We start from the raw sequence: 22972 nt of genomic DNA, 5'->3' as shown, positions 1-22972 counted from the left end.
GCATCCACAACGCGGCTGTGCTTATATGTCTATACAATATAGGCGTCCATTTCGGGTTGTCCAGCCATGTCCGATTCGCGTTCCCCGCAGAGTTTCCATGCCGCCCACGCCCTGCTGGGCGAAGGCTGGGCGCGCGATGTGCGCCTGCAGGTGCAGGGCGGCCGCATCGCCCGCATTGACGCGGGGCAGGGCGCGCAGGACGGTGATACCCGCGTCGGCCTGCTGCTGCCGGGCCTGCCCAACCTGCACAGCCACGCCTTCCAGCGCGGCATGGCCGGCCTGACCGAGATCGGCGGGGGTGACGGCGACAGTTTCTGGAGCTGGCGCGAGCTGATGTACCGCTTCCTGGCCCACCTGCGCCCCGAGGCGGTGCAGGCCATCGCCGCCCAGGCCTACATGGAAATGCTGGAAAGCGGCTTCACCCGGGTCGGCGAGTTCCATTACCTGCACCACCAGGCTGACGGCCAGCCCTACGCGTTGCGGGCCGAGATGAGCGCGCGCATCGCCGCCGCCGCCGACCAGACCGGCATCGGCCTGACCCTGCTGCCGGTGTTCTACGCCCACGCCGATTTTGGCGGCGCGCCGCCCAATCCCGCGCAGCGCCGGCTGATCCACGACGTGGACGGGTTCGCGCGGCTGCTTGAGGGGGCAAAGACCGCCTTGTCCACGTTGCCCGACGCGGTGCTGGGCATTGCCCCGCACAGCCTGCGCGCGGTCACCGGCGAGGAACTGGATGCGTTGCTGCCGCTGACCACCGGCCCGGTACACATCCACATTGCCGAGCAGGTGCGCGAGGTCGAGGCCTGCCTGGCCTGGAGCGGCCAGCGGCCGGTGCAGTGGCTGTACGAACACGCGGCGGTGGATGCGCGCTGGTGCCTGGTGCACGCCACCCACATCACCGATGCCGAGCGCGCGCAGATGGTGGCCAGCAAGGCGGTGGCCGGCCTGTGCCCGATCACCGAGGCCAACCTGGGCGATGGCCTGTTCCCGATGCAGGCGTTCGCCCGCGAAGGCGGGCGCTTCGGCGTCGGCTCCGATTCCAACGTGCTGATCGACGCCGCCGAGGAGCTGCGCCTGCTCGAGTACGGCCAGCGCCTGGCCCTGCGTGGGCGCAACGTGCTGGCCCCGGATGCCTCGCGCAGCAGCGGCCGTTTCCTGTTCGACGGTGCCCTGCACGGCGGCGCGCAGGCGCTGGGCGTGGCTGCCGGGCTGCAGGTCGGGGCCAGCGCCGATCTGCTTGAACTGGACCCCGCGCACCCGGCGCTGCAGGTGCGACACGGTGACGCATGGCTTGACAGCTGGGTCTTCGCTGCACGTAATGGCGCGCTGCGTTCGGTCTGGCGCCATGGCCGCCAGGTCGTGGCCGACGGCCGCCACCTGCAGCGCGAGGCCATCACCACCGCCTTCGCCGCTGCCCTGCGTGGCGTGCTGGGCTGACCGCCTCCCGCTCATTGAGACCCCCACACCCGTGAAGGCCAGCAAGTCCGCCACGCTCAACCAGCGTATCCGCAGCGATCTGGAAAGCCGCATCCTCAGCGGCGAATGGGCGCCGGGTTTCCGCATCCCGTACGAGCACGAGCTGATGGAGCAGTACGGCTGCTCGCGGATGACGGTGAACAAGGTACTGACCGCGCTGGCCGAGAGCGGCATGATCGAGCGCCGCCGCCGTGCCGGTTCCTTCGTGGCGCGGCAGCCCCCGCACCTGGAACAGGTGGCGCTGGAGATTCCCGATATCGCCATGGAAGTCGGCTCGCGCGGCCACCAGTACGCCTACCAGCTGCTGCAGCGCGACCTGCGCCTGGCCGAGCCCGGCAATGCCGGCGAGAGGGAGCTGGCCGGCGCTGAGCCGTTGCTGGCGATGCGCTGCCTGCACCTGGCCGACGGCCGGCCGCTGGCGCTGGAACACCGCCTGATCAGCCCGGTGGGCGTGCCCGAGGTGCTGGAGGTGGATTTCAGCACCACCGCGCCGGGCAGCTGGCTGCTGCAGAACGTGTCCTGGACCCGAGCCCAGCACCGCATCAGCGCGTGGGGCGCGGACGCGGCCGCGGCCAAGCTGCTTGAGGTGAAGCCGGGTACCGCCTGCCTGGTGATCGAGCGCCTGACCTGGCGCGGCGACCAGCCCATCACCCGCGTGCGGCAGATGTTCCTGGGCGATGCCTGGGACCTGGTGGCGCGTTTCGCGCCGGGCGCGCGGTAAGTCGCGCGTTCCCTGTAGCGCCGAGCCATGCTCGGCTGCTCCGTCGGGGCACGTGGACTGTCGCGTCCGCCTCTTCCGCAACGGCGCACGGGCGTTTAGCGTGCCTTTGACGCGGTGTCAGGCGGGTCCCATGCGATATCCAGTCTTGATCGAAGCCGGTGACGAACGTACAGCCTGGGGCGTGGTCGTGCCCGATCTGCCGGGCTGTTTCTCTGCTGCCGACACGCTTGATGAAGCGCTCAGTTCGGCGGAGGAGGCCGCGCTTGCCTGGATTGACGCCGCATTGGATGCGGGGAACTCCATCCCGACGCCGTCTGCGCCGCAGAAGCTCGTGGCCGAAGCTGCCACCGGCACGCACTGGATTCTTGCTTACATCAACATTGATCCAGCCCTGTTGGACGATACCGTCGAGCGGGTCAACATCAGCCTGCCGCGGCGGATCCTTGCAAGGTTGGATGCGCAGGCCAAGGCGGCCGGCGAATCGCGTTCAAGCTACATCGCCCACCTTGCCGCGTTGGGTTGAAGCCGCGGAATCGTTTATCCATCCACGCCATGCGTGGATGTTGCCCCATCAATACGTGGCGCACTGCCGCCAGCGCACCGGCTCGTCAACGCCGGGGCGGGCGTTGATCTGCACGCGCACGTTGCGCAGGGCGGGGTAGCGCAGCACTTCCTGGCACACCCGCGGCCACACCGCTTCCAGCTCGCCGGTGCGGTTGATGGCCAGGGTTTGACGGGTCAGCCAGACGCCGCTGGCAATGCCCGGCTGGCGGGACAACGCGCGGGCCATTTCGGCCTGGTAACGGTCCAGGGTGGCCGTATCCGGATTGAGGTCGTTGCGGTCGCCATCGGCCGCTGCAGCGGGTGCGGCTGCGGTGGGTGCAGCCGATGCGACCGGCGCAGCCACATCCTCCGCGCTCGCCATCGGCGTTGCGGCCGGTTGCGCCTCGGCTGCGGCGGGTGCGGGTGACGGTGCAGGGGCCGGTACTGGCGTGCTTTCCGCCGCCGTCGCAGTGGGTTCCACATGCAGCCCCTGCAGGCCCAGCCCGACCAGCAGGCCCAGGGTAACCGCGCCCAGCGCGGCAATGGCGATGCGGCGCAGGGCTTCATGCCGGGCCGTGGCGCGTACGCGCGTTTCAATCTCGCCCGGCAGGTAGGCCTGCAGCAGCGGCCACAGGCGCGGGCCGTCCAGCACTTCCACCGACTGCTTTTCCGCAGCGGCCAGGCCATCGCGCTCGACGCGGCCTTCGGTAATCAGCAGGCCGCCCTTGGCGCCGCCCAGGCGCGCGACCGCGCCCAGCTCGTTCACGGCGGCCGTACCGATGCGGTAGGCCAGGCCATGCTTGCAGGACACCAGCCAGGTGTTGGGACCATCGCTCAGCAGGAAATCACTGCTCGGTTCGCGGACTTCCTCGGTCGGGTCGGCCACTTCGCGCAGGCCGCGCTGCTCGCGCAGCATCCGCTTGATCAGCGTCGAAAACTCACGCCAATGCATGCCCGCCAGGGCTTGCAGCCCCAGTTGCATTTCCGTTCGCCGCCGCTTGATCCACCACAGATAGACGATTGCCAGGGTGCAGGTAAGCAGGGCCGACAACAGGGCCAGGATCCAAGGGAGCATGCAGGAAGAGAGCGGAAGGGGCGAAAACGGAAGACCACAGTGTAAAGGCCGCGCCGTCCGATTGCGTCAGGACGTTTCTGACACGGATTGTGATGCAGTCCGCAGATCCGCGTGGCGCAGGCACGAAAAAACCCGCCAATCCTGAAGCCGTGAGGGGAGGGAACAAACGGCAGGCGAAGCGATTGGCGGGTTCCTCGCGATTGTCAGATAATTTTTATTGCATTGCAACAATCGGTGGTCAGGGCACGCCTCCCGGCGATTGGTGGCTGCCCGGTGCGGGTGCATCGCTGCCCGAGGCCGCGCGGTTCTCCAGCTTGGCCAAGCGTGCATGCAGCACGTCCAGGCGCGCTTCGAGCGCGGCCAGTTCATCGGCGGTGGGTACGTGCAGGCGCTTGAGGACGCCCTGTACCTGGTCATCGAACGCCTTCTCGACCTTGTTCCAGGTGCCGGACGCCTTTTCGCGGGCCTCGTCCAGCGAGGTCTCCACGTTGTCGCGCCAGCCCGGCCCCTGCTCACCGCTGCGTTCGCGGCGGCGGGCTTCCCAGGCTTCGCCTTCCTTCACCAGGCCATCGAAGAAGCGGCTGCCTTCGGCCTGTGCGCGGCCCAGGGCACCGAGGCCGGCCAGCCAGACCTGTTGTGCCGAATCGCTGAATCGGCGCGAAAAGCGCTCGGCCTGTTCGCCGAACGAAGCATCGTCGTCGCGGCGGTCGTCATTCTCGTACTGGTTCATCGGGCTTCCCGGGGGAGTTGGACCTACCCCCGAGGGTAGCGCGCACGAACGTTGCTGGGCCGTGATGGCCGCGGCCAGGGTTCAGCCCAGCTTTTCCTTCAGCACGCGCTGGATCTCGCTTTCCACCATGCCCTTCATGGCCGACAGCAGGAAGCCCAGCTTGGCGGTCACGCGCACCGCGCCCGGCTGCAGCTCGATGGCGCCGTCCACGCCGCTGCCGCTGAAGTTCAGCACGTCGGCGGCCCAGCTGGACTTCAGGCCGAAGCGCTCGCCCAGCTTGGCGGCAACCTGTTCGATCGCCTCGCGGGCCTGTGCATCGGGCAGGGCGTGGGCGTGGCGGACATCGATGGTGGACATGCAGGCTCCTGGCGCTGGGCGGGGATATCAAAGAGGGCGGCCATTGTGCGCATCGGCGGGCGCCACGCCAAGCGCCCGTCGCCGGTTCTTCTGCGTTGGCGAGCAACCTGCTAGTCTGCGCCGCGTGCAGAACCTGCTAGTTCACTTCAGTCAACAACAACAGCCCGACCAGCCCCTGCGGCCCGGGGTGCAGCGCATCGTGCGCCAGGCAAACGGCAGCGTGCGGCTGGGCGATCCCGGCCATGGCGCGCTCCTGCTGGCCCAGTTCTGCATGGACGACCGCGGCCTCTGGCTGCAGGTTGGCAACGGCATCCGCAGCATCCACGTGAACGGCCGCCCGGTGCGGCGCATGGCCCTGCTGCGTGCAGGCGATGCGGTGTATGTGGATGGCGTGGAAATGCTCCTGCAGGGTGAGGTCGAGAGCCTGCTGCAGGCACCGTCGCCGGCCAGCGAGGGCAACGCCGATGAGCAGCGCCTGCTGCGGGGTGTCGGCGGCCTGCACCATGGCCGCAGCTACACCCTGTCGCGCCCGCGCCTGGTGGGCAGTGGTGGCGACGCCGATATCGGCATTGACGATCCTGCATTTGCCGAACAGCACGCGCGGGTGGAAGTGCACGGCGACCGCGTGCTGCTGCGCGACCTCGGCAGTGCCGACGGCGCCCGGGTCAACGGCGTGGCCGTGCGCCACTGCTGGCTGCAGCCAGGCGACCAGATCGTGTTCGACGGCCAGCACCGCTTCGTGCTGGAAGTGCCACACGATCCGCGCCGGCGCCCGCTGCCGGCCGAGGACGACGCCAGCCAGGACGCCGAGCAGGTGGCTGATGCCCCCGTGGCCCCGCGCCGGGTACGGCGTTGGCCGTGGCTGCTGGCCAGCGCGCTGCTGCTGGCCGGTGTGCTGAGCCTGCTGCTCTGGTTCGGCGCGCGCTGATCTGCGTCCGCCGGGCATGGCCCGGCGCTACCGGTGCCGCGCGTGGAAAATGGATTCCAATGAAACCAAATTTCCCTTGCCGCACCAGGCCGCAAGGCTGGTGCACTGCGGCATACTAGGCGTCTTGCCCCACAGGTGTGACATGACGCGCGCGTTCAACTTCAGTGCCGGCCCTGCAACCTTGCCGGAATCGGTCCTGCGCCAGGCGCAGGCGGAAATGCTGGACTGGCACGGTGCCGGCGCCTCGATCGTGGAAATGAGCCATCGCGGCCCGGAATTCATGTCCGTGGCCGCCGAGGCCGAGGCCGACCTGCGCCGCCTGCTCGATATCCCCGATGACTACGCCGTGCTGTTCCTGCCCGGCGGCGCCACCACCCAGCAGGCGCTCATCCCGCTCAACTTCGGCCAGGCCGGCCAGCGTGCCGACTACGTGGTCAGCGGCCACTGGGGCAAGACGGCGGTCAAGCAGGCCAGCCCCTATGTCGGCGTCAACATCGCCGCCAGCAGCGAAGCCAATGGCTATCGCGCGCTGCCCGAGCGCAGCAGCTGGCAGCTTTCCAGCGATGCCGCGTACGTCCACATCACCGCCAACGAGACCATCCACGGCGTCGAGTTCCGTGATGTGCCCGACACCGGTGACGTGCCGCTGGTGGCCGATTTCAGCTCGTCCATCGCCAGCGAGCCGCTGGATGTGCGCCGCTATGGCGTCATCTACGCCGGCGCGCAGAAGAACCTGGGCCCGGTCGGCATCGCGGTGATGATCATCCGCCGCGACCTGCTCGAGCGCAGCGGCCAGGCCCGCGCGGACATCTTCGACTACCGCTCGCACGTCGCCCGCGATTCGATGCTCAACACCCCGCCCACCTGGAACTGGTACCTGGCCGGCCTGGTGTTCAAGTGGATGCTGGCCGAGGGCGGCGTGGTCGAGTTCGCCAAGCGCAATGCCGCCAAGGCCGCGCTGGTGTACGGCGCCATCGATGCCTCCGGCGGTTTCTACCGCAATGAAGTGGCGCACTCGGCGCGCTCGCGGATGAACATCCCGTTCTTCCTGCCTAGCGCCGATCTCGATGCCCGCTTCGTGGCCGAGGCGAAGGCCGCCGGCCTGCTGGCACTGAAGGGCCACAAGGTGGTCGGTGGCATCCGTGCCTCGCTGTACAACGCCATGCCGCTGGCCGGGGCCGAGGCGCTGGTCGCCTTCATGGCCGATTTCCAGCAGCGCAACGGCTGAGCAATGAACGGCGCGCACCGTCGGGTGCGTGCCCCGCAACAAGGAATTCCGATGGCAAGCAAACCCAGCAAGAAGTCGCCGAAGAAGGGCGAGTCCGCCAAGGCCGAACCGGCCAAGGCCGCCGCCGCGCCCAAGGGCAAGGCCGCGTCGAACCCGGCACCGACCCAGGCGCCGCTGGCACTGGCCGACGTGCGCTCCAAGATCGACCAGATCGACCGTGACATCCAGAGCCTGATCGCCGAGCGTGCGCAGTTCGCCCACCAGGTCGGCAAGGCCAAGGGCAAGCTTGCCGCCGCCGTCGATTACTACCGCCCCGAGCGCGAAGCCCAGGTGCTGCGCATGGTGGTGGACCGCAACGAAGGCCCGCTCAGCGATGAAGTGCTGGTGCACGTCTACCGTGAAATCATGTCGGCCTGCCTGGCCCAGCAGGAACCGCTGAAGATCGGTTACCTCGGCCCGGAAGGCACCTTCAGCCAGCAGGCCGTGCTCAAGCACTTCGGCCGCTCGGCGCTGGGCCTGCCGATGGCCAGCATCGAAGAAGTGTTCCAGGAAGTGGAAGCGGGCAACGCCGATTTCGGCGTGGTGCCGGTGGAAAATTCGGGGCAGGGCACCATCCAGATCACCCTGGACATGTTCCTCACCTCCAACCTGAAGATCTGCGGTGAAGTGGAACTGCGCGTGCAGCAGTACCTGATGTCGCGCAATGGCCGCCTGGAGGATATCGAGCGCGTCTACGGCCACCCGCAGTCCTTCATGCAAACCTCGGCGTGGATGCGCGCCAACCTGCCCAAGGCCGAGAAGATCCCGGTGGCCAGCAACGCCGAAGGCGCGCGCCGCGCGCGCAATGCCGACGACGCTGCGGCCATTGGTGGCGAAAGCGCCGGCCATGTGTACGGCCTGAAGAAGGTCGTCACCAAGCCCATCCAGAACGATGCCGACAACACCACCCGTTTCCTGGTGGTGGGCCGCAACATCTTCCCGACCTCCGGCCACGACCGCACCTCGGTGCTGGTGTTCATCCATGACAAGCCCGGTGCGCTGTTCGATGTGCTCAGCCCGTTCGCCCGCCATGGCATCAGCATGAACCGCATCGAGTCGCGCCCCTCGCACCACGGCAAGTGGGAATACGGCTTCTTCATCGATCTGGCCGGCCACATCGACGACGCGCCGATGCAGGCCGCGCTGGCCGAGCTGGAAGCGCACTCGGCGCAGATCAAGGTGCTGGGTTCCTACCCGGTGGCCGTGCCCTGATTGCCGTTGTGGCCGCGTGCCGCGCCCTTTGATGCACCGCCGGCGTGCCGGCGTTTACGGAATGATCGAACGATGAGCAACGCGCAACACTGGATTGCCCGCAAGGGCCAGCCGCTGCAGGGCAGCCTGACCATTCCCGGCGACAAGTCGGTCTCGCACCGCTCGGTGATGTTTGCCGCGCTGGCCGATGGCACCTCGCATATCGAGGGCTTCCTGGAAGGCGAAGACACCCGTGCCACCGCGCGCATCTTCAGCCAGCTCGGCGTGCGCATCGAGACCCCCAGTGCGTCGCAGCGCATCGTCCACGGCGTCGGCATCGACGGCCTGCAGGCCCCCAGCGCGCCGCTGGACTGCGGTAACGCCGGCACCGGCATGCGCCTGCTGGCCGGCCTGCTGGCAGGCCAGGCGTTCGACTGCACCCTGGTGGGTGATGAATCGCTGTCCGGCCGGCCGATGCGCCGCGTCACCGGCCCGCTCGCGCAGATGGGCGCGAAGATCGACACCGAAAGCGATGGCACGCCGCCGCTGCACGTGCACGGTGGCCAGTCGCTTCAGGGTATTGATTTCGCCTCGCCGGTGGCCAGCGCGCAGGTGAAGTCGGCCGTGCTGCTGGCCGGCCTGTACGCGCAGGGCGAAACCAGCGTGCTCGAACCGCACCCGACCCGCGATTACACCGAGCGCATGCTGTCGGCCTTCGGCGTGGACATCGCGTTCTCGCCGGGCAAGGCCCGCCTGCGTGGCGGCCAGCGCCTGCGCGCCACCGACATTGTTGTTCCGGCCGATTTCTCCTCCGCGGCCTTCTTCCTGGTGGCCGCCAGCATCATCCCGGGGTCCGAGCTGCGCCTGAAGCAGGTCGGCCTCAACCCGCGCCGCACCGGCCTGCTGCACGCGCTGCGCCTGATGGGCGCGGACATCACCGAAGAGAATCCGGCCGAGCAGGGCGGTGAACCGGTGGCCGACCTGGTGGTGCGCTACGCCCCGCTGAAGGGCGCGCGCATTCCCGAAGCACTTGTGCCGGACATGATCGACGAATTCCCGGCCCTGTTCGTGGCTGCCGCCGCCGCCGAAGGCCAGACCGTGGTGACCGGCGCTGCCGAGCTGCGGGTGAAGGAATCGGACCGCCTGGCGGCCATGGCCACCGGCCTGCGCGCGCTGGGCATGCAGGTGGATGAAACCGAGGACGGCGCCACGCTGCACGGTGGCATCACCCTGGGCAGCGGCACCATCGAAAGCCACGGTGACCACCGCATCGCGATGGCGTTTGCCATCGCCGGCCAGATCAGCGGCGGCGAAGTGCGCATCAACGACATCGCCAACGTCGCCACGTCCTTCCCGGATTTCGACGGCCTGGCCCGCAGCGCCGGTTTCAACCTGGCCTGAGGTCGCCGCGACGCCGCTGCGCTCGCCGGGCATGGCCCGGCGCTACCATTCGGCGTCGACCCCGGTAGCGCCGGGCCATGCCCGGCGAAAACGAAGCCGCGCACACATCCCGGTAGTGCCGGCCGCTGGCCGGCAAAAAAAGACGGAGGCCGAAGCCTCCGTCTCCCGATCACGAACCCCTCGCTCGCGATCAACGCTGCTCGGTACGGAAATCCACCGGCACGCGCACCACACTCGCCACCGCACGGCCGTCCTGCATGGCCGGCTGGAACTTCCAGCCCTGCACGGTGTTCAGCACCGCACGATCCAGGTCGCGGCTGCGCTCGCCACTACGCGACACGATGCTCGCGTTGGTCACGTTGCCGCGGGTATCCACATCCAGGCTGGCAATCACGCTGCCCTGCACGCCATTGCGCAGCGCAGTGGGCGGGTAGCTCGGCTTGCCATTGCTGGTCAGCGGACGCGCCTCACGGTTGCGTACGGCCGGGGCTGCCTTGCGCTGCTCGCTGGCCGGGGCCGCGTTGCGGGCTGCCGGGGCCGTTGCCACAGGGGTCTCGCTGGCCGGCAGCATGCGCTCGCCCACCGGGGCCGGCGCCACGTCTTCCTGGCCCGAGAAGCGCAGCCACATCAGCGCAGCAGCAAACATCGCCACGATGAGGGCCATCCACAGCCACGGCGACGTGCGCTGCGGGCGCTCGCTCACGTCCTGCTGCAGATGCGGGGAATGAAGGTGTTCATGGGCAGTAGCACTCATTGCAGACTCCTCGCGTCAGTAACGACGCCCAGAGTCTTGCCCGAGCCGGTGTAGCGGTGTGTCAGCATTGCGTCAACGCAACCGGCAGGGTTCAGGTTGCCTGCCGGGATGCGTTCAGTTACTGCGGCTTGAAGTCAAACGGCACTTCAATGGAGCCCGGCACCGGCTGGCCATTGCTCAGCGCGGGGGTGAAGCGCCAGCGGCGCACCGCGTCGGTGGCCGCGCGGTCCAGGTCACGCGAACCGCTGCGCTGGATCACCGTGATGTTGTTGGCGTAGCCGGTGGCATCGACGTCCACCCGCACCACCACGCTGCCGGACTCGCCGCGACGCAGGGCGCCGGACGGGTAGGCCGGTGGCGGCGACTGGCCTGCCACGGGCATCGGCTGGCTGTTGCCCGTGGCCGGGGCGGTGCCGCCCGGTGCGGCCGGGGCCGGTTCAATGCTGGCCGGCGGCGGCGGGGCGGTTTCCACCAGCTTCGGCGCTTCCTCCTGCACCGGCGCCGGCTTGGCATCGGGCATGTCGCTGGAACCGGCCGCCGCGGCCAGGGGCTCGGGCAGCGGCTCGACCTGCGCGGTTTCCTGCGGGGTCTGCGTGGCCGGATCATCGGCGCGGAAGAATTCCTTGTCGCGGCCGGTCAACCAGACCACCACGAACAGCAGCACGCCCACGCCGAAGGCGATGCCGGCGATCTTCAGGGCGTTGCGCGGGATATGCACGGTGAACGACTTGGCAGGCGATGAGCGGGGTGCAGACATGGACCGGACCAGCAGGGAATGCCCCGATTCTGCCACGGCGGGAATGAACCGGGCGGCAGAAATCCGTATAACAGGCGATAATCCCGTCCCTGATACCCACCACGACACCTGCCATGCTTGATCCAGCCCTGCTCCGCCACCAGCCCGCCGACCTCGCCGAACGCCTGCGCACCAGCCGCGGCTTCGAGCTCGACGTGTCTGCCCTGGAGTCCCTGGAGGCCGATCGCAAGCGCATCCAGGTGCGGACCCAGGAGCTGCAGAGCCTGCGCAACAGCCGTTCCAAGGCCATCGGCCAGGCCAAGGCCAAGGGCGAGGACGTTTCGGCCATCATGGCCGAAGTGGCCGCGTTCGCCGATGAGCTGAAGGCCTCGGAAGTGGCGCTGGACGAGCTGCGCGAAAAGATCGACACCATCGCCGCAGGCATTCCGAACCTGCCGGCCGATGACGTGCCGGCGGGCGCCGATGAGAACGACAATGTCGAACAGGCGCGCTGGGGCACCCCGCGCACCTTCGATTTCCCGGTGCTGGACCACGTCGAGCTGGGCGCCCGCAACGCCGGCCTGGACGCGGAAACCGCCGCCAAGCTGTCGGGCTCGCGCTTCACCGTGCTGCGCGGCCAGATCGCGCGCCTGCACCGTGCCCTGGCCCAGTTCATGCTGGACCTGCATGCCGGTGAGCACGGTTATGAAGAAACCAACGTGCCGCTGCTGGTCAACGCCGATTCGCTGCGTGGCACCGGCCAGCTGCCGAAGTTCGAGGACGACCTGTTCAAGACCGCCGTGGGCGATTCCACGCGCTACCTGATCCCGACCTCGGAAGTGCCGCTGACCAACCTGGTGCGCGACGAGATCGTCGACGCCGAGCGCCTGCCGCTGCGCGTGACCGCCCATTCGATGTGCTTCCGCGCCGAAGCCGGCAGCGGTGGCCGCGACGTGCGCGGCATGATCCGCCAGCACCAGTTCGAGAAGGTTGAGCTGGTCTCGGTCTGCCGCCCGGAAGAGAGCGATGCCGAGCACACCCGCATGACCCGCTGCGCCGAAGTCGTGCTGGAAAAGCTGGGCCTGCCGTACCGCAAGGTGCTGCTGTGCACCGGCGACATGGGCTTCTCGGCCATCAAGACCTACGACCTGGAAGTCTGGCTGCCCTCGCAGAACACCTACCGCGAGATCAGCTCGTGCTCCAACACCGGTGATTTCCAGGCGCGCCGCATGCAGGCCCGCTGGCGCAACCCGGCCACCGGCAAGCCGGAACTGGTGCACACCCTGAACGGCTCGGGCGTGGCGGTCGGCCGCGCGATGATCGCGGTGATGGAGAACTACCAGAACGCCGACGGCACCATCACCGTGCCGGACGTCCTGCGCCCGTACATGGGTGGCGTCGAAACCATCGGCTGAACCCGGTAGCGCCGGGCCATGCCCGGCGGCTTTCGGTGGGGAACCGCGCATTGCGCGGTCCCGCATCCACGCATGGCGTGGATGAACCTCGCGATCACCCCACAACCTGCACCTTCTCCAACGGCACCCACCCGGGCTCGCCCGTCTCCGGCACGCACCACGCCCAACCATTGAGCGTGTGCACCCCGCGCAGCCGCTGCCCCGGCTCGACATCCAGCTCACGCGCGCAGTAGTCCTCCGTGGCAAACGCGTCACCCTGCGCATCGCGCCCGATTACCGGCGCAGGCACGAACCCCGGTTCCTGCCCCTCGGCCTGGCACAGAAACCAGTCTTCCCAGCCCTCGGGCCCTTCATAACGTTCACCCACCACCAGCGCCTGCCCACGGCGCAGGGTGATCGGGTGCGGAAATTCGCTGCGATGCGCAGCCGTCACGATGTAGTCCATGCCCCCAGCCTACCGGCAGCGCGCAACAAAAAACGGCCCCGCAAAGCGGAGCCGTCGGGGTGGGCCAGGATGGGGGAGGGACTCCCGGCCCGCAATCAGCGCCCCCGACGAGGAGGGGGGAGGGCGCCGATCGCTGGAACGCAGTACTTACGCAGCCACTTCTTCAGCAGCGTGCGACGGCAGGGCCGACAGCGCGCCGGCAATGGCGTCTTCGCGGTGCTTCGGCGAGTAGGCGATGCCCTCGGCACGCACGAACTCGACGTTGTCGATGCCCATGAAGGCGAACACCTGGCGCAGGAAGGGCTCCTGGAAGTCAGCCGGCGAATCGGTGTAGATGCCGCCACGGGCGCTGACCACGATCACGCGCTTGCCGCCGGCCAGGCCCACCGGGCCGTTCTCGGTGTACTTGAAGGTGCGGCCGGCCACGGCAACGCGGTCGATCCAGGCCTTCAGCGTGGACGGAATGCTGAAGTTGTACATCGGCGCGCCGATGACCAGGATGTCCGCTGCCAGGAACTGCTGCATCACCTGTTCAGCATCGGTCGCCTCGGCGGCATCCACACCGGCCAGCGAGCTGCTGCGCAGATGAGGTACCGGATTGGCGTCAAGATCGCGATAATCGACCTGCAGGCCGTCGATCTGGTTCTTGAACTGAGCGACCACCGCGGCGGTCAGCTGGCGGGAGACGGAGTTGTCGCCAAGCACGCTGGCGTCGAGATGCAGAAGCTTCATGGCAGTCACCTATGTTCTGGAAGGAGGGGCGGTGTTTGCCGCCGACGGAGAGAACGATAGGTTGTTGCATGGGCGGGATAAAGGTGGTTCAATGCCACGAATTGTTCTAGATATGGAACTCGGGTATGCATGACCTGAATGACCTGTACTACTTCGCCATGGTCGTCGACCACGGTGGTTTCGCCGCCGCCGAGCGCGCCCTGGGCATCCCCAAATCGCGCCTGAGCCGCCGTATCAGCCAGCTTGAGACCGACCTGGGCGTACGCCTGCTGCAGCGCTCCACGCGCCGCTTCGCCGTCACCGACGTCGGCACCAGCGTGCACCGCCACGCACAGACCATGCTGGCCGAGGCCCAGGCCGCGCGCGAGGTGGTCGATCGCCTCAGCGCCGAGCCGCGTGGCGTCGTGCGTGCCAGCGTGCCCGTCTCGCTGGCGCAGATGCAGCTGCCCAAGCTGCTGCCCAAGTTCCTCGAGCAGTACCCGAAGGTCCGCCTGCAGCTGAACATCAGCAACCGCCGCGTGGACATCATCAATGAAGGCTACGACGTGGCCCTGCGCGTGCGTTCGCGCTTGGATGACGACGGCAGCCTGGTGATGCGCAGCTTCGGCCAGGTGCAGGAACTGCTGGTGGCCAGCCCGAAGTACCTGGACCGCGCCGGTCGCCCGAAGGATCCGGAAGAACTGACCCAGCACGTCACCCTCAGCATCAGCGAAGACGAGGCGCGCCAGCGCTGGGAACTGCATGGCCCGGAAGGCGAAGTGCGCCGGGTGGATCTGCAGCCGCGCGTGGCCGGCTTCGATTTCCCGCTGCTGCAGAGCATGGTCAAGGACGGTTTCGGCATCACCATGCTGCCGGAAACCGTCTGCGCCGAAGCCGTGCGCAATGGCGAGCTGGAAGTGGTGCTGCCGGACTGGTCGCTGCCGCAGGGCGTGTGCCACGCCGTGTTCGCCTCGCGCCGCGGCCTGCTGCCGGCGGTGCGCGTGTTCATCGACTTCCTGGCCGAACACCTGCCGCCGCAGCTGGAGGCTTCGCGCCTGGATTGCGGTGGCGCGTGTGAGAAGGCCAAGGAGAAGATCAAGGCCAGTGCGCTGGGGGCGCTGGCGGTGGATGCGGGCTGAGGGTTGCCTCACCGCTGACATGACGAAACGCCCCGGCGATGTTCCGGGGCTTTTTGCTTTAACGCGAAAGGGTCACCCGCACGCCCAGTCGATCTTCATCTGCTGCAGATCCAGCTGCGCGTTGCCGCCACCGAAATTGAAGCCGCCAAAACCCTCCTCGAATTCGAGGTAGTAAGGGCCGAACTCAGGGTAGCCCTGCTGGGGCTGCATCGTTCCGCCGAGGTGGGCGATGGAATCCCAGCGACTGAGGTTCAGTTCCTCTCCACGCTCGCTGAATGCCTCGATGTAGCCACTGATGGCGCATTCGCTCTCCCATTCCCGCGGTGATCTGCCTACGTTCGGATCGTCAACACGGATGCCTGCGCTGATCGGCAACGCCACGGTTTCGCCGGAGGCACTTCCAATCCCCGCGCCAGGGATGACGGCGTCTCCGTTCCGGGTGTAAAGCCAGCGGTCGTAGAAGTAGCTCGCGTAGTCCTTCTCGATCCAGGTTGGCGGGTCATCCAGCAGGGCTGAATTCGGCTTGGGCGGCAAGGTCAGCTCGCCATCAAACTCCTGCTGCGTAAGCCAGATCGCGCAGAACTGCGTGCCAAGGATGTCTTCCATGCTGTGGCTGTGCGCATGCCTGGCCCGGCGATGCTGCCAGAAGGGAAGCAGGTCGCTGTCCTCTGGCGGGGTCATGGAAAGGGAGCTGGAGAAGTAGTCTGCGATCTCTTCCACAGAAGAGAGCTCCTCCTGCTGATCGTCGACGAACAGGGAAAGAGCAACCAGCTCATACCCCTTGGTTCGGTACTCCGACGGCAGATGCAAGGTAAAGGCGTGCCGCAGCGGATGCCCGTTGATGGAACTCAAAGGCCATTGTTCAGCGGTGATGCCTGGAGGAAGGCCCAGCGTCCAGCCTCCGTCCCATTCGGTGCCCCGTCCTGCTTTGGGGAGCACGCGCTGAGGGCCAAGCGCGATATCAAAGGCCTTGGTCAACGTCGGATCGAAGATGGGCGATGCAGGCTCACAGTAGGTGGCGTTCGGGTTCTCCAGACGAATGCTCTTGACCGTGTTGTCCCGCGTGTTCACGTTCGCTGCCACCTGCAGTCCGTCATTCGTGATGAAGCCGTAGGTCGCCCATCCCTCGCATGCGTCCTCGGGCTCTTCCGGCAGTACGGCGAGACGAGGGTCGTTGGCGAGAGCGTCGCCGATGGCCATGCCTGTACGCAGGCCCTCGACCAGCGCTGTCTTGGGCATTGAACAGGCGAAAATGACGTATCCAACGGCTCGATCTCTGTCCAGTCGAACGGAGACGTCTTTGCTCAGGCAAGTCAGATGACCTTGTTCATCCGGCTCCTTCCATCGGGTGCCCAGAAGCTCGGCGAGGGCGCTTGAAGGCATGCCTGGGCGTATGTCCAGGAGGCTGGCGTTGTCCATATGGGTTGGGACCAGAGGGAATTGGTCACTCTAGCCAGCCGGGGCGTGGGAAGGCTATGGGAATAGTTGCAGATGGCGGGGTGCAGGGGGGTCTTGGGCAAATCGCCCAGCCGTGCGAGAATGCGTCCCCGGCCAGCAGGCTGGGCCGATACGGAGAGATGGCCGAGCGGTTTAAGGCACCGGTCTTGAAAACCGGCGAAGGGTTAAACCTTCCGTGGGTTCGAATCCCACTCTCTCCGCCAAAGCGACGTATAAGTTGCTGTTTTCGCTAATTTATCTACGCTGTCCGCCCCGATTTTTGCCAGTATTCTGCGAATCGGTCACTTCGGCGGTCAAGCGGTCGATGTTCTCTTTTAACCATCCCCTGCGTGATCCAAATTTGTACGAATGCGGGAAAGCGACTTGCATCATTCGGCGGGAGATCGACGACTGGTCGAGGCTGGTGAGCACTTCGACAATCTCGATTGGTGGCAGATCCGCGTGCAATTCGGCGACCGTAGTCTCGCGTGTGTTTTTCGGCCGCTTTTTTGGGCCCGTGCACTTATGCGCGGCCCGCAATCACCTGGTGCTACCGGAAGAAGTGCAGCCGCTTCCGTGGCAGGTCAGAGGAAAATTGGCAGTGGTAACAATCCCCAATGGTGCAGAGTCGGCGCCTGTTTGGGGACGGCAGCAGAGTTGACCAATTTTATTTTACGGTTTCGTCCATCAGCCTCATGGCATCGAGTTTGATCTCCACCAGACCCAATTACGTACTGACGACCAAGCTGGAATTCTTGGCACGTTCCATCAGCAGGTACAAAGCTCGCGAGCGCGATTCACTGGGCAACATTCGGGCAAGTGACGCACGAAGTACTGCGCCTTGATAGCTCAGGCCGATCCCAAGCCGGAGACCAGAACTCGGAAGCCGGGCTGTCGCATGACAAGGAAGGCTCAGGGAAAGTAGCTCTCACTGCGATCAAGGGCGGCCAGAACGGACTGGGTGCTGCGGGGGTTGGCGTCGTAGACTGCATCGCACCCGTTGCAACGCCAGTAGTCCCCGTTATGCTGCAGAACCACCTTGGAGCCGCTAGCAAAGCAGGGCTGGCAGACGTAGTGCTTAGGCTGGGCACGGCCTGAAACGCCGGCCCCGCCTCCATCGGCTGTTACATTAGCCTCTAGTACAAAAACGCCACCACCGAGATCAACAAGGCTATAACTGTCTTTCTCCGCGACGCCTTCTTTGAGTTTTCGCAGTTCCTCTGTGGCCTGGAAATACTCACTCTGCAATTGCAGGAGCATTGTGTTATGAGCGAGCAGACCCTGCTGGGCTGCGAGCAGCTTCTCGTTGATCTGCGCGATAGCCGCGGCCGACTGGTTGAAGTCTCGAACGGACAGGGTGGCGGTTGCCAACTCTTGGGCGCTCTTGAGCGAGGCAATCGCAGTGGCAATTGAACTGAAATCCATTTCTGTCTCCGTCGGTAGTTGGGCTTGGTCTAACCGCTCCGCCAAATCTAACTGCAGACTGGCGTCTATACAGCCAGCTGATCTGGCCCTGCCTTGGTGCTTGCCAAGCTGAGGAGGCCGTGCTGGCCCTCCGCTCGCTGTCGTTCATTGCTGGCTGCTTCCGGTCGCTCGGCGTGCCCGATGACTCAGTCCGTCGAGTTCTCCTTGCCACGCAGCAACTCTATCGCAAGAGCAACGGGGTCGTCTGGCAGGCCCAGCGCGTGCCAGAACACTGGATGCCCTTCGTCGTCGACGCCGCCCTGGGTGGCTAGAAGGACCCAGCCCTCGCGTAGCATCCTGTTCACGTCTTCCTGTCGGTCAGTGTGGCCGACTTGCGAAATGTTCCTCAAATCCATGACTGCTCCTTCAGTTAATGGGGTAGTGCAAAGAGGAGTATCCCATGCAATGGTGGATTAAGACCGAGTAAACGCGGTGGCAGAGCTAGGATGGCCAGCAGAGGACCAATGCCGACACGTTGATGGTCGCCTGTTTGCTGACCGCCCCGCGCTTGAATGGCCTGCTCTGCTAGAGTTGCGCCGCCGACGCCGTGATCGCCGCCCTTCGCTGATCGATAGGAAGGGTTTTGGAAGATCTTTCCGGTTGTCAGCTGGCTTATCGCAACCCTCCGTAAGCCTGAATAGAATTCCTGCTATATCGCCCGCCATTCGGCTTGTTATGGCACAACGGATAACTAGAACACGATCGGAACGCCCCATGCGGGCCATTCCGCTCCACAAACACACCCACCTTGCACACCGGGCAGCGCTCCTCGTTGATCGCCGCACCTGAAACCCCGGTCACCTCCACAACGCCTTCCTCAACCAGCTCATCCAGGAAGGGCGAGTGCTTGCCCTGCAGGGTGAACATCGCCACGCTGCGCCGCGCACGCGTCAGCGCCACATAGAACAACCGCCGTTCCTCGCTCAGCGGGTACGTATCCCCATCCGGCATCGCCAGCGACAGCACCGGGTCATCCGCGCGCAGGCTGGGGAACCCACGGTTCACCATGCCAGGCAGGATCACGTAGTCCGCCTCGCGCCCCTTTGATCGATGGGCCGTGAGGAACTCAACCTCCATCGTGCTGCCAAATAACGTCTTCCAGTCTGCAGGCAGCGCATTCCGATCCGCTCGATAGCGGCCCAGCACAAACACGCGAACGCGCCCATCGCGCCCCTGCGGCACTGCCCCGGACAACAACTGCTGGTGCAGCTTGGCCAGGTACTGGCGAACACCGTCCTGCACTTCCTCACGCCGGGTCATCTGGAAGGCCTGCAGTACCGGCCCCATCGCCGGCGCAGCAGAACGCACCGCCTTGGCAATCTGTGCAGGATTGCGGCTGATGAAGCGGCTGGAGATATCGCACAGTTCCTGCGGGCAGCGGAAGGTCTGCTCCAGCTTCAGCACCTGGGCATGGCCCATCCATTCGCGGAACCCGGTCATCACCGAAACATCCGCACCGGCGAAGCGGTTGATCGACTGCCAGTCATCGCCCACCGCAAACAGGTGGCGGCCCGGCTGGCTGACCAGCGCGCGGCAGAGGCGGGCGCGGGCGCGCGAGGCGTCCTGGAATTCGTCGGCCATCACCAGCTCGTAGGGCGATTGGTAATGCCCTTGCTCCAGGATGCCAGCGGCCATGTTGAGCATGTCCTCGAAGTCGATGCCGCGCTCGTCGGCCAGCGCGTTGTCCCAAGCCTGGAAAACCGGCGCGGCGATTTCCAGGAACCGCCGATGGCGTTCCTTGAACTGGTCCTCGGGCATCTGCTGCAGGCGCGCGGCCAGATCGTCCAGCGTCAGGCAGTTGCTCTTGGCGTGGGCAATGAAGGTCCGCATCAGGCCGATCAGGTCCGCGTCCGGCATGGGCTTGGCGCCCTCGTTGGGCAGCTCACGGTCCGGGTTCGGGTCGAGTTGGACATCAGAATCGCCGAGTTTCCCGGCCAGATGTTCCAGTGCGTGCCCGCTGCGCAGGCCAAACGACGTCGTTTCGACCAGCGCGGTGCCGCGCGATACGTGCTGCTGGCGTTTCCACTGCATGCCTTCAGCGTAATTGGCGAAGTGCTTCGGCGGCTGGCCATTGGCATCCAGCGCAAAGTGCTCGTGATACAGCGCGGCGTCCGGGTAATAGAAGTCCGGTCGGTACTGGCGATGGGTATCGGTGGCGGTATCAAATTCGTAACGGCGCTCGTAGTCGTACGCCACGCCGTTGTAGAACAGCCAATCGGCAATGACGCACTCTTCCAGGCTCTTTACCCGCTCGCCCTGCAGGGTGCGGATGTAGGGCGTGCCATCGCGGTCGTAGCCATCGGCCATCATCTCGGCACCGAACGGCGGAAGATCGCGCCCGAACACCAATCGGAACATGTCCCACTGGGTGCGGAAGTGGATCGAGCGATCCTTCAGCTCGTCCACCAGCTCGGCCAGCTTGTTGAAGCCCAGCGTGGCATCGATGGCCCACTCGGGAATGTCGGGCTTGCGGCCGGTGGCCTTGCCGATGATCGCCAGGCCCAGCGCGTGGAAGGTCCGCGCCTCGACCACGGTGTTGCCCATGCCGAGCCGTTCGAAGGACCGCTGCGCGCGTTCCTCCAGTTCCTTGGCGGCGTCCTTGTTGAAGGCGAGCATCACGATCCGCTCGGGCTCAACGAACCCGCGGTGGATGGCATAAGCCGCCTTGGCAACCATGGTGGAGGTCTTGCCGGAGCCGGCCGAGGCGACGACCTGCACGCAGTTGTCGAAGCAGATGACCGCGCGGGCCTGTTCCTCGGTCAGCGGCCTGCTTTCCACCCGGTCCAGGAAGTCCTTGGCCAGCACCAGTTCCCGCGTTGTCATGGTCGCATTGGCGTCTGCCCACACGGCGGGCCAGTCCAGCTGCCAGTCGTGCAGGGCATCCAGCGCGACGCGGTGGCTGTGCGCCTGCAGATCGTCGTGCACGTCCTCATCGAGGAACAGTCGCTCCAGCTCGGCCGGCGACAGGGGCAGGGCGGGGCGCTCGGCCAGCAGCGCCTGCTGCTGCTCGTGGGTGATCCAGCGGCGGCCTGCAGTGCCCCGGTCGGTCAGGGCGTCGGCATCGGCCAGCCATGACTGGATCTGCTCCAGGATGTCCTCAAAGAGCGCCTTGCGCCCGCGCGTGGTGCGCGCAAAGAGCACCTGCTGGACAGCCGCCGAGAGCTGCGAAGCCTGGCGGTTCGGCAGGCCATCCACGGACAGCGTTTCGCCGTCATCGCTCTGCAGCGCAACCCTGGCCCAGAAAAGGCCTGGAAGCACCTGCACACGCTGGTCGCCGTCCACGTGCTGCCGGTACTGCCGGCCCGCAATCAGAAGCTCGACATGTTCGCCATCCAGCCGCAGCCGCCAGTCCGGCGAGCGGGTCACACGCTGGCCCCAGCCCGAGGGGCGCCATTCCATAGACATCCAGATACTGCCTTGCGTACGTCACTGGGCGTAAAGCGCCCTTACAGCCCCATGATAAGGGGGCTTGGTGTCGCGCGCAGGGCTTCTGGACTGGCGGGCCAGCTGCCAGCGATGGCGTTGCACCACCGCTGGCGTAACAGGCGTCAGGCGTTCACGTCGACCACGATCCGCCCGCGCACCTTGCCCGGGATGATCTGCTCGTACACATCCAGCACCTCGGCAAGGCCGATCTGCTGCACCGTGCTTTCAAGCTTCTGCGGGTCCAGGTCGGTGGCCAGGCGATCCCATGCACGCTGGCGCACGTCCTGCGGTGCGTTCACCGAATCCACGCCGGCCAGGGTGACGTTGCGCAGGATGAAGGGCAGCACTGAGCCATGCAGCGCATCGCTCTGTGCCAGGCCGCAGGCCGCTACGGCGCCGCGGTACTTGGTTTCGGCAAGCGCGTTGACCAGGGTCGGGCCGCCGGCCACGTCCACCACGCCGGCCCAGCGCTCTGCGCTGATCGGCTTCTTGCGCGGCTCGGAAAGCTCCGCGCGGTCGATGATCTCCGCCGCGCCCAGGCTGTGCAGGTATTCGGCATGTTCGGGGCGGCCGGTGGCGGCCACCACGCGGTAGCCCAGCTTGGAAAGAATGGCCACGGCAATCGAGCCCACGCCGCCATTGGCGCCGGTGACCAGCACATCGCCCTTTTCCGGGGTCACGCCCGCGTCTTCCAGTGCCAGCACGCACAGCATGGCGGTATAGCCGGCGGTGCCGATGGCCATGGCATCGCGGGTGGTCAGGTTGCCGGGAATCCTGTTCAGCCACTCACCCCGCACGCGGGCGCGCTGGGCCAGGCCGCCGTGGTGGCCCATGCTCAGGTCCCAGCCATTGAGCACCACGCGATCACCGGCCTTGAAACCGGCATTGCTGGATTCCAGCACCACGCCGGAAAGGTCGATGCCGGGAATGAGCGGAAACTTCTGGATGACCGGGCGCTCGTTGGTCAGCGCCAGCGCATCCTTGTAATTGAGGGTCGAATAATCAACCTGCACCAGGACATCGCCGTCCATCAGGTCGGCCTCGTCAAAATCGACCAGTTCGGTGGAAACACGGTCGTTGGTCTTGCTGGAAAGCAGAGCCTTGAACTTCATGGTGGGGCCTCACGTTCAGTGGATGAGGCCATGCTAGGCTCGCACCGTTATCGCAACAAGAACGACGATTTTTCGTAGGTACTATGGTTTTCCGGAGTATGTATGCGTAGCAAGCGTTGGGATGGCAAGAGCGGGTGCGCGGTTGAAGTCACGCTGTCGGTGATGGGCGGGGTGTGGAAACCGGTCATCCTGTTTCACCTGATGAAGCGCAAGCGTCGCTTCATGGAACTGACGCGGCTGGTGCCCAACGCCACGCAATCGATGCTGACCAGCCAGTTGCGGGAACTGGAGGCGGACGGCGTACTGATCCGCCATGTGTACCCGGAAGTGCCGCCGAAGGTGGAGTACGAACTTTCCGAATTCGGGCGTTCGCTGGTGCCGGTGCTGCTGGCCATGCGCGAGTGGGGCGAAACCTATCGCGGGTACCAGAGCACGCGCGGGGACAGTTGAAGGTTGGGAGCCTGGTGAGGTTCCTGCTGCAACGGTCTATATGGCTGCGCTCCTCTCATCAGGGAGGTAGCGAGGATGGGGGCACGTCCCCGCAGGTCACCACGATAGGCTTCAATTCGCGATCATCGACGGATTGATGTAGGTGAAAGCAGGCTTTGAACACGCGTTTCTTTCCCAGAGCCCCATTGTCTGGG

Annotated in this window: 22 protein-coding genes and 1 tRNA gene; 11 read left to right on the top strand and 12 right to left on the bottom strand. The window is 66.1% G+C overall.

The features are described 5' to 3' along the window. Positions 1 to 66: 66 nt before the first annotated feature. The 3 genes from AC3WL7_RS14930 to AC3WL7_RS14920 all read left to right on the top strand — a co-directional run bounded on the left by AC3WL7_RS14930 (position 67) and on the right by AC3WL7_RS14920 (position 2720). A complete protein-coding gene (locus AC3WL7_RS14930; protein WP_492751211.1) occupies positions 67 to 1437 on the top strand; it encodes a formimidoylglutamate deiminase in 1371 nt (456 codons plus the stop codon). Between the two features lie 31 nt (positions 1438 to 1468). After that, positions 1469 to 2197: a histidine utilization transcriptional repressor HutC gene (hutC, locus tag AC3WL7_RS14925; RefSeq protein WP_200734233.1), complete on the top strand. Its 729-nt coding sequence runs from the start codon at positions 1469 to 1471 to the stop codon at positions 2195 to 2197. 130 nt (positions 2198 to 2327) lie between these two features. Then, positions 2328 to 2720 carry a type II toxin-antitoxin system HicB family antitoxin gene (locus AC3WL7_RS14920; protein WP_079222349.1) on the top strand — a complete coding sequence of 131 codons (393 nt, stop codon included), beginning with the start codon at positions 2328 to 2330 and terminating at the stop codon, positions 2718 to 2720. A gap of 48 nt (positions 2721 to 2768) precedes the next feature. Here AC3WL7_RS14920 and AC3WL7_RS14915 read toward each other — a convergent pair whose 3' ends face one another. From AC3WL7_RS14915 to AC3WL7_RS14905, 3 genes are all read right to left on the bottom strand, one after another. Beyond that, positions 2769 to 3815 carry a restriction endonuclease gene (locus AC3WL7_RS14915; RefSeq protein WP_492751208.1) on the bottom strand — a complete coding sequence of 349 codons (1047 nt, stop codon included), beginning with the start codon at positions 3813 to 3815 and terminating at the stop codon, positions 2769 to 2771. Between the two features lie 238 nt (positions 3816 to 4053). Then, positions 4054 to 4545 (bottom strand): phasin family protein, encoded by a 492-nt coding sequence (locus AC3WL7_RS14910; RefSeq protein WP_079222347.1) that lies wholly within the window; start codon positions 4543 to 4545, stop codon positions 4054 to 4056. Positions 4546 to 4626: 81 nt separating this feature from the next. After that, positions 4627 to 4902: a polyhydroxyalkanoic acid system family protein gene (locus tag AC3WL7_RS14905; RefSeq protein WP_079222346.1), complete on the bottom strand. Its 276-nt coding sequence runs from the start codon at positions 4900 to 4902 to the stop codon at positions 4627 to 4629. A 124-nt stretch (positions 4903 to 5026) separates the two neighbouring features. On the opposite strand from AC3WL7_RS14905, the gene AC3WL7_RS14900 reads away from it, so the two are divergent. From AC3WL7_RS14900 to aroA, 4 genes are all read left to right on the top strand, one after another. Next, positions 5027 to 5830 (top strand): FHA domain-containing protein, encoded by an 804-nt coding sequence (locus tag AC3WL7_RS14900; protein ID WP_492751207.1) that lies wholly within the window; start codon positions 5027 to 5029, stop codon positions 5828 to 5830. A 142-nt stretch (positions 5831 to 5972) separates the two neighbouring features. After that, complete coding sequence (serC, locus tag AC3WL7_RS14895) at positions 5973 to 7058, top strand: 3-phosphoserine/phosphohydroxythreonine transaminase (RefSeq protein WP_492751206.1); 1086 nt, start codon at positions 5973 to 5975, stop codon at positions 7056 to 7058. A 51-nt stretch (positions 7059 to 7109) separates the two neighbouring features. Then, on the top strand, positions 7110 to 8309 hold the full coding sequence (pheA, locus tag AC3WL7_RS14890; protein WP_492751205.1) for a prephenate dehydratase: 1200 nt from the start codon (positions 7110 to 7112) through the stop codon (positions 8307 to 8309). Positions 8310 to 8381: 72 nt separating this feature from the next. Then, a complete protein-coding gene (gene aroA / locus AC3WL7_RS14885; protein WP_492751204.1) occupies positions 8382 to 9689 on the top strand; it encodes a 3-phosphoshikimate 1-carboxyvinyltransferase in 1308 nt (435 codons plus the stop codon). A 190-nt stretch (positions 9690 to 9879) separates the two neighbouring features. On the opposite strand, the gene AC3WL7_RS14880 is transcribed toward aroA, so the two are convergent. Together AC3WL7_RS14880 and AC3WL7_RS14875 are read right to left on the bottom strand one after the other, a co-directional pair. Then, on the bottom strand, positions 9880 to 10443 hold the full coding sequence (locus tag AC3WL7_RS14880; RefSeq protein ID WP_492751203.1) for an energy transducer TonB: 564 nt from the start codon (positions 10441 to 10443) through the stop codon (positions 9880 to 9882). Positions 10444 to 10561: 118 nt separating this feature from the next. Beyond that, a complete protein-coding gene (locus tag AC3WL7_RS14875; RefSeq protein WP_108747847.1) occupies positions 10562 to 11200 on the bottom strand; it encodes an energy transducer TonB in 639 nt (212 codons plus the stop codon). A gap of 113 nt (positions 11201 to 11313) precedes the next feature. Between AC3WL7_RS14875 and serS the strand changes: the two genes are divergently transcribed. After that, entirely contained in the window at positions 11314 to 12594 is a 1281-nt protein-coding gene (gene serS, locus AC3WL7_RS14870) for a serine--tRNA ligase (RefSeq protein WP_283220800.1), read from the top strand. A gap of 94 nt (positions 12595 to 12688) precedes the next feature. Here serS and AC3WL7_RS14865 read toward each other — a convergent pair whose 3' ends face one another. After that, positions 12689 to 13039 carry an SH3 domain-containing protein gene (locus AC3WL7_RS14865; RefSeq protein ID WP_492751201.1) on the bottom strand — a complete coding sequence of 117 codons (351 nt, stop codon included), beginning with the start codon at positions 13037 to 13039 and terminating at the stop codon, positions 12689 to 12691. Between the two features lie 147 nt (positions 13040 to 13186). Then, positions 13187 to 13771: an FMN-dependent NADH-azoreductase gene (locus AC3WL7_RS14860; RefSeq protein ID WP_079222337.1), complete on the bottom strand. Its 585-nt coding sequence runs from the start codon at positions 13769 to 13771 to the stop codon at positions 13187 to 13189. Between the two features lie 125 nt (positions 13772 to 13896). On the opposite strand from AC3WL7_RS14860, the gene AC3WL7_RS14855 reads away from it, so the two are divergent. Continuing rightward, positions 13897 to 14889: a LysR family transcriptional regulator gene (locus tag AC3WL7_RS14855; protein ID WP_079222336.1), complete on the top strand. Its 993-nt coding sequence runs from the start codon at positions 13897 to 13899 to the stop codon at positions 14887 to 14889. A 72-nt stretch (positions 14890 to 14961) separates the two neighbouring features. On the opposite strand, the gene AC3WL7_RS14850 is transcribed toward AC3WL7_RS14855, so the two are convergent. Further along, positions 14962 to 16308, bottom strand: coding sequence for a DUF7256 domain-containing protein (locus AC3WL7_RS14850; protein WP_492751198.1), 1347 nt, complete (start codon positions 16306 to 16308; stop codon positions 14962 to 14964). Positions 16309 to 16460: 152 nt separating this feature from the next. Here AC3WL7_RS14850 and AC3WL7_RS14845 point away from each other — a divergent pair. Beyond that, positions 16461 to 16550, top strand: a tRNA-Ser gene (locus tag AC3WL7_RS14845). Positions 16551 to 17238: 688 nt separating this feature from the next. Here AC3WL7_RS14845 and AC3WL7_RS14840 read toward each other — a convergent pair. From AC3WL7_RS14840 to acuI, 4 genes are all read right to left on the bottom strand, one after another. Beyond that, positions 17239 to 17751, bottom strand: a complete 513-nt coding sequence (locus tag AC3WL7_RS14840) for a hypothetical protein (RefSeq protein WP_492751196.1) — start codon at positions 17749 to 17751, stop codon at positions 17239 to 17241. A 185-nt stretch (positions 17752 to 17936) separates the two neighbouring features. Then, positions 17937 to 18146: a hypothetical protein gene (locus AC3WL7_RS14835; protein WP_492751194.1), complete on the bottom strand. Its 210-nt coding sequence runs from the start codon at positions 18144 to 18146 to the stop codon at positions 17937 to 17939. A gap of 256 nt (positions 18147 to 18402) precedes the next feature. Further along, a complete protein-coding gene (locus tag AC3WL7_RS14830) occupies positions 18403 to 21189 on the bottom strand; it encodes a UvrD-helicase domain-containing protein (RefSeq protein ID WP_492751192.1) in 2787 nt (928 codons plus the stop codon). A 149-nt stretch (positions 21190 to 21338) separates the two neighbouring features. Further along, entirely contained in the window at positions 21339 to 22328 is a 990-nt protein-coding gene (gene acuI / locus AC3WL7_RS14825; RefSeq protein WP_492751190.1) for an acrylyl-CoA reductase (NADPH), read from the bottom strand. A gap of 102 nt (positions 22329 to 22430) precedes the next feature. Here acuI and AC3WL7_RS14820 point away from each other — a divergent pair, with 102 nt between their 5' ends. Next, the gene (locus tag AC3WL7_RS14820; RefSeq protein WP_108746931.1) at positions 22431 to 22778 is read left to right on the top strand and encodes a winged helix-turn-helix transcriptional regulator; all 348 of its coding nucleotides are present in this window, start codon (positions 22431 to 22433) and stop codon (positions 22776 to 22778) included. Positions 22779 to 22972: the final 194 nt, after the last annotated feature.

The sequence above is a fragment of the Stenotrophomonas sp. FW305-3-2-15-E-LB1 genome (assembly GCF_058787375.1).
Note: the sequence above shows the minus strand (reverse complement) of the source record. Positions and strands in the feature narration are given on the sequence as shown.

Excerpts from the sequence above, each read along its gene's own strand:
- AC3WL7_RS14930 (WP_492751211.1), top strand. The coding sequence starts at position 67 with ATGTCCGATTCGCGTTCCCCGCAGAGTTTCCATGCCGCCCACGCCCTG.
- AC3WL7_RS14920 (WP_079222349.1), top strand. The coding sequence starts at position 2,328 with ATGCGATATCCAGTCTTGATCGAAGCCGGTGACGAACGTACAGCCTGG.
- AC3WL7_RS14915 (WP_492751208.1), bottom strand. The coding sequence starts at position 3,815 with ATGCTCCCTTGGATCCTGGCCCTGTTGTCGGCCCTGCTTACCTGCACC.
- AC3WL7_RS14910 (WP_079222347.1), bottom strand. The coding sequence starts at position 4,545 with ATGAACCAGTACGAGAATGACGACCGCCGCGACGACGATGCTTCGTTC.
- AC3WL7_RS14905 (WP_079222346.1), bottom strand. The coding sequence starts at position 4,902 with ATGTCCACCATCGATGTCCGCCACGCCCACGCCCTGCCCGATGCACAG.
- serC (WP_492751206.1), top strand. The coding sequence starts at position 5,973 with ATGACGCGCGCGTTCAACTTCAGTGCCGGCCCTGCAACCTTGCCGGAA.
- pheA (WP_492751205.1), top strand. The coding sequence starts at position 7,110 with ATGGCAAGCAAACCCAGCAAGAAGTCGCCGAAGAAGGGCGAGTCCGCC.
- aroA (WP_492751204.1), top strand. The coding sequence starts at position 8,382 with ATGAGCAACGCGCAACACTGGATTGCCCGCAAGGGCCAGCCGCTGCAG.
- AC3WL7_RS14880 (WP_492751203.1), bottom strand. The coding sequence starts at position 10,443 with ATGAGTGCTACTGCCCATGAACACCTTCATTCCCCGCATCTGCAGCAG.
- AC3WL7_RS14875 (WP_108747847.1), bottom strand. The coding sequence starts at position 11,200 with ATGTCTGCACCCCGCTCATCGCCTGCCAAGTCGTTCACCGTGCATATC.
- serS (WP_283220800.1), top strand. The coding sequence starts at position 11,314 with ATGCTTGATCCAGCCCTGCTCCGCCACCAGCCCGCCGACCTCGCCGAA.
- AC3WL7_RS14865 (WP_492751201.1), bottom strand. The coding sequence starts at position 13,039 with ATGGACTACATCGTGACGGCTGCGCATCGCAGCGAATTTCCGCACCCG.
- AC3WL7_RS14860 (WP_079222337.1), bottom strand. The coding sequence starts at position 13,771 with ATGAAGCTTCTGCATCTCGACGCCAGCGTGCTTGGCGACAACTCCGTC.
- AC3WL7_RS14855 (WP_079222336.1), top strand. The coding sequence starts at position 13,897 with ATGCATGACCTGAATGACCTGTACTACTTCGCCATGGTCGTCGACCAC.
- AC3WL7_RS14850 (WP_492751198.1), bottom strand. The coding sequence starts at position 16,308 with ATGGACAACGCCAGCCTCCTGGACATACGCCCAGGCATGCCTTCAAGC.
- AC3WL7_RS14840 (WP_492751196.1), bottom strand. The coding sequence starts at position 17,751 with ATGGATTTCAGTTCAATTGCCACTGCGATTGCCTCGCTCAAGAGCGCC.
- AC3WL7_RS14835 (WP_492751194.1), bottom strand. The coding sequence starts at position 18,146 with ATGGATTTGAGGAACATTTCGCAAGTCGGCCACACTGACCGACAGGAA.
- AC3WL7_RS14830 (WP_492751192.1), bottom strand. The coding sequence starts at position 21,189 with ATGGAATGGCGCCCCTCGGGCTGGGGCCAGCGTGTGACCCGCTCGCCG.
- acuI (WP_492751190.1), bottom strand. The coding sequence starts at position 22,328 with ATGAAGTTCAAGGCTCTGCTTTCCAGCAAGACCAACGACCGTGTTTCC.
- AC3WL7_RS14820 (WP_108746931.1), top strand. The coding sequence starts at position 22,431 with ATGCGTAGCAAGCGTTGGGATGGCAAGAGCGGGTGCGCGGTTGAAGTC.